This window comes from Aneurinibacillus uraniidurans (assembly GCF_028471905.1).
Classification (GTDB): Bacteria; Bacillota; Bacilli; order Aneurinibacillales; family Aneurinibacillaceae; genus Aneurinibacillus; species Aneurinibacillus uraniidurans.
Map to the genome: position 1 here is coordinate 3,511,501 of NZ_CP116902.1, position 6,000 is coordinate 3,517,500.

3 protein-coding genes, 3 tRNA genes and 1 rRNA gene (1 of these 7 only partly in view) are annotated in these 6,000 nt (G+C 44.0%); all 7 read right to left on the reverse strand.

Annotated features, from left to right (window positions below; translation table 11 throughout):
• Positions 1-33: 33 nt before the first annotated feature.
• Positions 34-1,218, reverse strand: a complete 1,185-nt coding sequence (locus tag PO771_RS17550) for a Ger(x)C family spore germination protein (RefSeq protein ID WP_272560931.1) — start codon at positions 1,216-1,218, stop codon at positions 34-36.
• Positions 1,218-2,717, reverse strand: a complete 1,500-nt coding sequence (locus PO771_RS17555) for a spore germination protein (protein ID WP_272560933.1) — start codon at positions 2,715-2,717, stop codon at positions 1,218-1,220. Before PO771_RS17555 ends, PO771_RS17550 begins: the two co-directional genes overlap by 1 nt.
• A gap of 3 nt (positions 2,718-2,720) precedes the next feature.
• Positions 2,721-3,803 carry a GerAB/ArcD/ProY family transporter gene (locus PO771_RS17560; RefSeq protein WP_272560934.1) on the reverse strand — a complete coding sequence of 361 codons (1,083 nt, stop codon included), beginning with the start codon at positions 3,801-3,803 and terminating at the stop codon, positions 2,721-2,723.
• Between the two features lie 140 nt (positions 3,804-3,943).
• Positions 3,944-4,026 (reverse strand) — tRNA-Leu (locus PO771_RS17565).
• Positions 4,027-4,048: 22 nt separating this feature from the next.
• Positions 4,049-4,125, reverse strand: a tRNA-Pro gene (locus PO771_RS17570).
• An 8-nt stretch (positions 4,126-4,133) separates the two neighbouring features.
• Positions 4,134-4,210, reverse strand: a tRNA-Arg gene (locus tag PO771_RS17575).
• Between the two features lie 159 nt (positions 4,211-4,369).
• Positions 4,370-6,000 (reverse strand): 23S ribosomal RNA (locus PO771_RS17580) (it continues 1,306 nt past the right edge of the window).

Consider the following 6,000-nt stretch of genomic DNA (forward strand, 5'->3'; position numbering starts at 1 on the left):
CTTAGGTCGGTGACCCAAGAGGGGTTTTGGATTTTATCTACCAGCTGGTGATTTCATTTTCGTATTTCTCTCTCTATCCTTCGCTTTTCCAGAAGAATAAATCCCAACTTTTACCTCAATGGAGTTCAGGGAGTCATTAGAAATTTCAAGTTTATTATTTTTCGCCACCTCATGCCAGGCACGAGGATTTTCTCGATATAATGTATTCGATAATTGAAACACATCAGCATTCATTTTAACCCCTTCTTGAAAGGTCCTTCTAATTTCACCTTGAATCCTGTCTTCAGCCCGTTTCTGTAGCTGTTCCTGTGTAAGTGTTTTTCCCATTTCAATAATCGCGCCTTTTACAGAAACTTTTACATTGAACATAGCCTTTCCATTTTTCATTTGTGGTTTTATCTTTATTTTTGGCTTTCCCAAAGTAAGCGAGGCCACCGGTTTCTTACCATCAAAAATATAAAGCGGTGTACGAACGGTTTGCTTTTGCATCCAGCGAATCCCTTGCATCTTTGTTCGTGGTATGTGTCCCTGGAACTTCCCTTGCTGTAGGATCCCTACCCCATCTAACGTTAAAACCTCTTTTTTCTTTTTGTCCTCCTTCCAGTTACTCTTTGAAATTTTCAAATAAGGAATGATGGTCGTAGCTCCACTCTCTTTTGTGCTTATCATAAATTCACGTAAAGTTATAGGCTTAACAATTGAATATTGTAAGTACATATCATCCGGATCACTTAGCCTGGAATATGCTATGGAAAAACTCATAGAAGGTTTAGCAATTAACAGATCATTCAATGACTCCGTTGTGCCCGATACCCAGATCGTTTTTCTAATTTCATTATATCTTTCTAACACATCCAGAACATTTTCTATTACTTTTTTATTCTTTAGAGCTCTCTCCGTAAATACAAGCGCTGCAACATGTCCCCATGAATAGCGTTGCTGGGCTGTTTTATATAAATTATCTGTCGCGATATCAAATGTTTTTCCTACTGATTTTCCTATCCAAATGGGTACAGGCTTCAATCCTCCTCCTCCTTCTTGTTTAGCAATGTTCGTAAAAGGGATAAGCTGCGTATATATGACTTGGTTATTATTTACATAATCAACACCTATAGAATAAACATATCGAGTATGCTCCACTTCCTTCATATCCCAGCATCCTGTCAAAAATAACACCGTAAAAAAACTTATACCAATACAACCTACTTTCCTTCTCATTACGTATCTTCTCCCTGTCTGGTGGAGTCATGAGGCTGTAGCATAGTCGAGCGTTTCTTTTCCCGTTTCCAAGGCATACGGAATATCACATACTTCATGTCGCGAAATACAGGGGGAGATAGTGGGGCTAAATACGGAACTCCGAACGAACGTAAGTTAGCCAGATACGTGAGGATAGCAAAAGCCGAAATGAGAAATCCAAACATCCCCATAAATGAAGACGCTATCAATATAAACATTCGGAAAATAGCCACGCTTCCCGTTAAGGCCACACTCCCCAATGTAAATTTAGCAACAAGTGAAGTCGCCGCTACCACAATCAGACCTGGGGAAGTAAGTCCTGCACTAATTGCAGCCTGTCCAATAATGAGTCCACCTACTACCGATAACGTTTGCCCAATAGCTGCTGGGAAACGGGCGCCAGCTTCTCTAAACAACTCAAACAAAAATAACATAAGAAAACACTCAAGAGGCGTGGAAAAAGGGACCCCCTGCCTGGACACTACAGTCGTTGCGAGCAAAGTAAAAGGCAATTGGTCAGGATGATAAGTCGTTAATGCAACCCAGAACCCCGGGAGAAACATGGAAATGATCATACCAAATAGTCTTAGAACACGTTCAAACGAAGCAAAATAAAAGGAATCATGCATATCCTCACTCGTTTTCAAAATAAACATCAAGTTTACAGGTGCAATCGTAGCCGTAGGTATTCCATCCACCAATAAAGCAAATCGTCCGCGAAGGAGGCTTTCAGCTACAAAATCTGGACGCCCTGTATAGACGAATAACGGAAAAAGGGGAAAGGATGTATCTCCGATCATCTCTTCTACCTGTACTGAACTGGTTATTCCATCAATGTTAATCTGCTGTAACCGTTGCCGTACTTCTTCAATCACTTTATTTGGAGCTATGTCTTTAATAAAGAATAGTCCTACCTCTGTTTTCGTTCTGGTTCCAATTATGAATGTTTCATAATGTAACGACGTCGTTGGTAATCGTTTTCGGATAAGACCAGCGTTAACAGAGAGATCCTCAATAAATCCATCTCGGGGACCTCGTATCGATATTTCTGTCTTTGGTTCCTCAGGGTTTCGTTTCGGTTGAGCAGAAATATCAATCGTATATGCAACATCTGTTCCTTCAAATAGCAAAAGCAGTTGACCCAGAAATACACTTTCAATAATGGTTTCTTTTATCCCCTGATTTGAGAGTTTCTTCATCGTCGCTGTTCTCTGATCCTCTAATTTGTACAGGCTCATCGATGATGAAACAATCTGGTTAATCTGCTTCGTATCACACAAACCCGGGCAGTAAATCAGCATAACAACCGCGTTATCATTACCTTCTGTACGTATGATTTCAATGTTTACATCTCCACAGGAAGCAAACCATTCTCGAACTTGTTCTTCCTTAAATTCAGAGATATGTTCCCCAACAGCAGGTACAGAGATACTTGTACGCCTTTTTGATTTTCTTTTGAAAATATCCCTAAACAACATCGTTTACCTCCTGTTTTTTTCTCCGGTAAATACTGCGAATCCGACAAGTACGAACGAGATTATAAACATGACTCCTAGTGAAACAGGAAGAAAAATGTCGCGCAAAAACATGTAAAATTTCATATCACTTATTGGAAGTACGGTAAATCCAACTACAGCGATATAAATCAGAATAAGAACCCATATTTTCTTTTTTTTATTGCTTATTTTCAAAATATCAATGATCAAAAAGCTGGCTAGAGAGATACGTATGAATGCACCCGACAGCCATTGATAAATCGATAAAAAATCCAGGTGCTCAATATAACGCCCAATTGACACAAGTCTCCACTCTTCAAATGCAGGATAGCGCTGAAATCCAGACTGGTACGGTCCAAATTCAGCAATCCCAGCCATAGTCGGACCTAGAATAAGTCCAGCCAGAACAAAGGTGATAATCACTAGAGAAGAAAAAGTAACTGTAGAACTAATATGATGTTGTAAAAAAGTTAGCAAAATGAGCTCAACCATCCCTGAACCGACGTACATCATTCCTTTAATTACCGGATGAAATCCATATTCGAGCCAGGGCTTCAGCAAAGCATAATCCTTATTCGGAATATTTGCCGTAGCTACAAAAAAACCTAAAATTACAATAATCGGCAACAAAATCCCTGTCGTAATTGCAATAGAATTTATGCCGCAATATGAGTTATAAAAACAAAGCAGGCCAAAAGTAAGCGCTAGTACAAATACCGGAGTAGCAGGCAAATACGATACTTTTGTCCACATAACAGTTTCCTTTAATGTAGTACTGCTAATAAGAAACAAATATAGGCTGCTAATAGATAAAAGGATGATGGAAAAAAAACGCCCATGCTTTTGTTTCAACCATTCGAAAATATGCTGCTGGTTTGTCTTCTTCATAACAAAATAAATTACAGGAATCCATAGTAAGCAGGCCACACATGTAAGGCAGACACTTATCCAGGAATCTCGACCGGAAACTTCTATTAACATGGGAATCACGATGACATGGTTCATAAGTCCAGAGGCCGTCATAATAATCATCATGGTTTGAAAAAGAGTAATCCCAGCCTTCTCCATCACATAGCTCCTCTATATGTTTTTCCATAATTATGTTTTTCTTTTTCATCTATCTTTATTCAGAAAATGACGAAATACAAAAATAGCCCTGTGCTCTCCATTTAATGAAAAGCACAGGGCTATTTTACTCACTTATATAATGCGGTCGGCGAGACTCGAACTCGCACGATCATGGATCACTACCCCCTCAAGATAGCGTGTCTGCCAATTCCACCACGACCGCAAAATTTATATAAATCTAAAAATGGTCGGGAAGACAGGATTCGAACCTGCGACACCCTGGTCCCAAACCAGGTACTCTACCAAGCTGAGCTACTTCCCGACATACTATGGCGTGCCCGGAGAGACTCGAACTCCCAACCTTCTGATTCGTAGTCAGACACTCTATCCGATTGAGCTACGGGCACATATGAAATAGATAGAAGGAACTGAATTCGGAAATAAAGGTTTGCCAACCCTTCGGTCCAGACATAAAAAAACGCCCCGAACTTCTCCTTTGGAGAGAAAATCCTCGGAACATTTCTTGTACCCTCAAAACTGAATGTAGAAGAAAAACCGCATTGTATTAGGTTAAGCCCTCGACCGATTAGTATTCGTCAGCTCCGTACATTGCTGCACTTCCACCTCGAACCTATCTACCTCATCATCTATAAGGGGTCTTACCAGCTTATGCTGTGGGAAATCTCATCTTGAGGGGGGCTTCACGCTTAGATGCTTTCAGCGCTTATCCCGTCCGCACATAGCTACCCAGCTGTGCTCCTGGCGGAACAACTGGTGCACCAGCGGTGCGTCCATCCCGGTCCTCTCGTACTAAGGACAGCTCCTCTCAAATTTCCTGCGCCCACGACAGATAGGGACCGAACTGTCTCACGACGTTCTGAACCCAGCTCGCGTACCGCTTTAATGGGCGAACAGCCCAACCCTTGGAACCTACTTCAGCTCCAGGATGCGATGAGCCGACATCGAGGTGCCAAACCTCCCCGTCGATGTGGACTCTTGGGGGAGATAAGCCTGTTATCCCCAGGGTAGCTTTTATCCGTTGAGCGATGGCCCTTCCATGCGGAACCACCGGATCACTAAGCCCGACTTTCGTCCCTGCTCGACTTGTAGGTCTCGCAGTCAAGCTCCCTTGTGCCTTTACACTCTGCGAATGATTTCCAACCATTCTGAGGGAACCTTTGGGCGCCTCCGTTACCTTTTAGGAGGCGACCGCCCCAGTCAAACTGCCCGCCTGACACGGTCCTTCATCCCGGTAAGGGATGCAAGTGAGAAGGCCAGCATTGTCAGGGTGGTATCCCAAGGACGCCTCCCCCGAACCTGACGGTCCGGATTCAACGGCTCCCACCTATCCTGTACAAACAATACCAGCATTCAATATCAGGCTGCAGTAAAGCTCCATGGGGTCTTTCCGTCTTGTCGCGGGTAACCTGCATCTTCACAGGTAGTATGATTTCACCGAGTCTCTTGCCGAGACAGTGCCCAAGTCGTTACGCCTTTCGTGCGGGTCGGAACTTACCCGACAAGGAATTTCGCTACCTTAGGACCGTTATAGTTACGGCCGCCGTTTACTGGGGCTTCGGTTCAAAGCTTCGCCTTGCGGCTAACCTTTCCCCTTAACCTTCCAGCACCGGGCAGGCGTCAGCCCCTATACTTCGCCTTGCGGCTTCGCAGAGACCTGTGTTTTTGCTAAACAGTCGCTTGGGCCTTTTCACTGCGGCCCCCTCGCGCTTTGACACGCTACCGGGGCACCCCTTCTCCCGAAGTTACGGGGTCATTTTGCCGAGTTCCTTAGCAAGAGTTTTCTCGCGCGCCTTAGGATTCTCTCCTCGCCTACCTGTGTCGGTTTGCGGTACGGGTACCTCACTCCTCGCTAGAGGCTTTTCTTGGCAGTGTGAGATCAGGGACTTCGCTACTTTAATTCGCTCGCCATCACAGCCTGGCGTTACAGTGTACGGATTTGCCTATACACACGCCTCACTGCTTGGACAGACATAACCAGCAGTCTGCTCACCCTACCCTCCTGCGTCCCCCCGTTGCTCAAACGGAGTGGAGGTAGTACAGGAATTTCAACCTGTTGTCCATCGCCTACGCTTTTCAGCCTCGGCTTAGGTCCCGACTAACCCTGAGAGGACGAGCCTTCCTCAGGAACCCTTAGGCTTTCGGCGGAAAGGATTCTCACCTTTCTTTTCGCTACTTA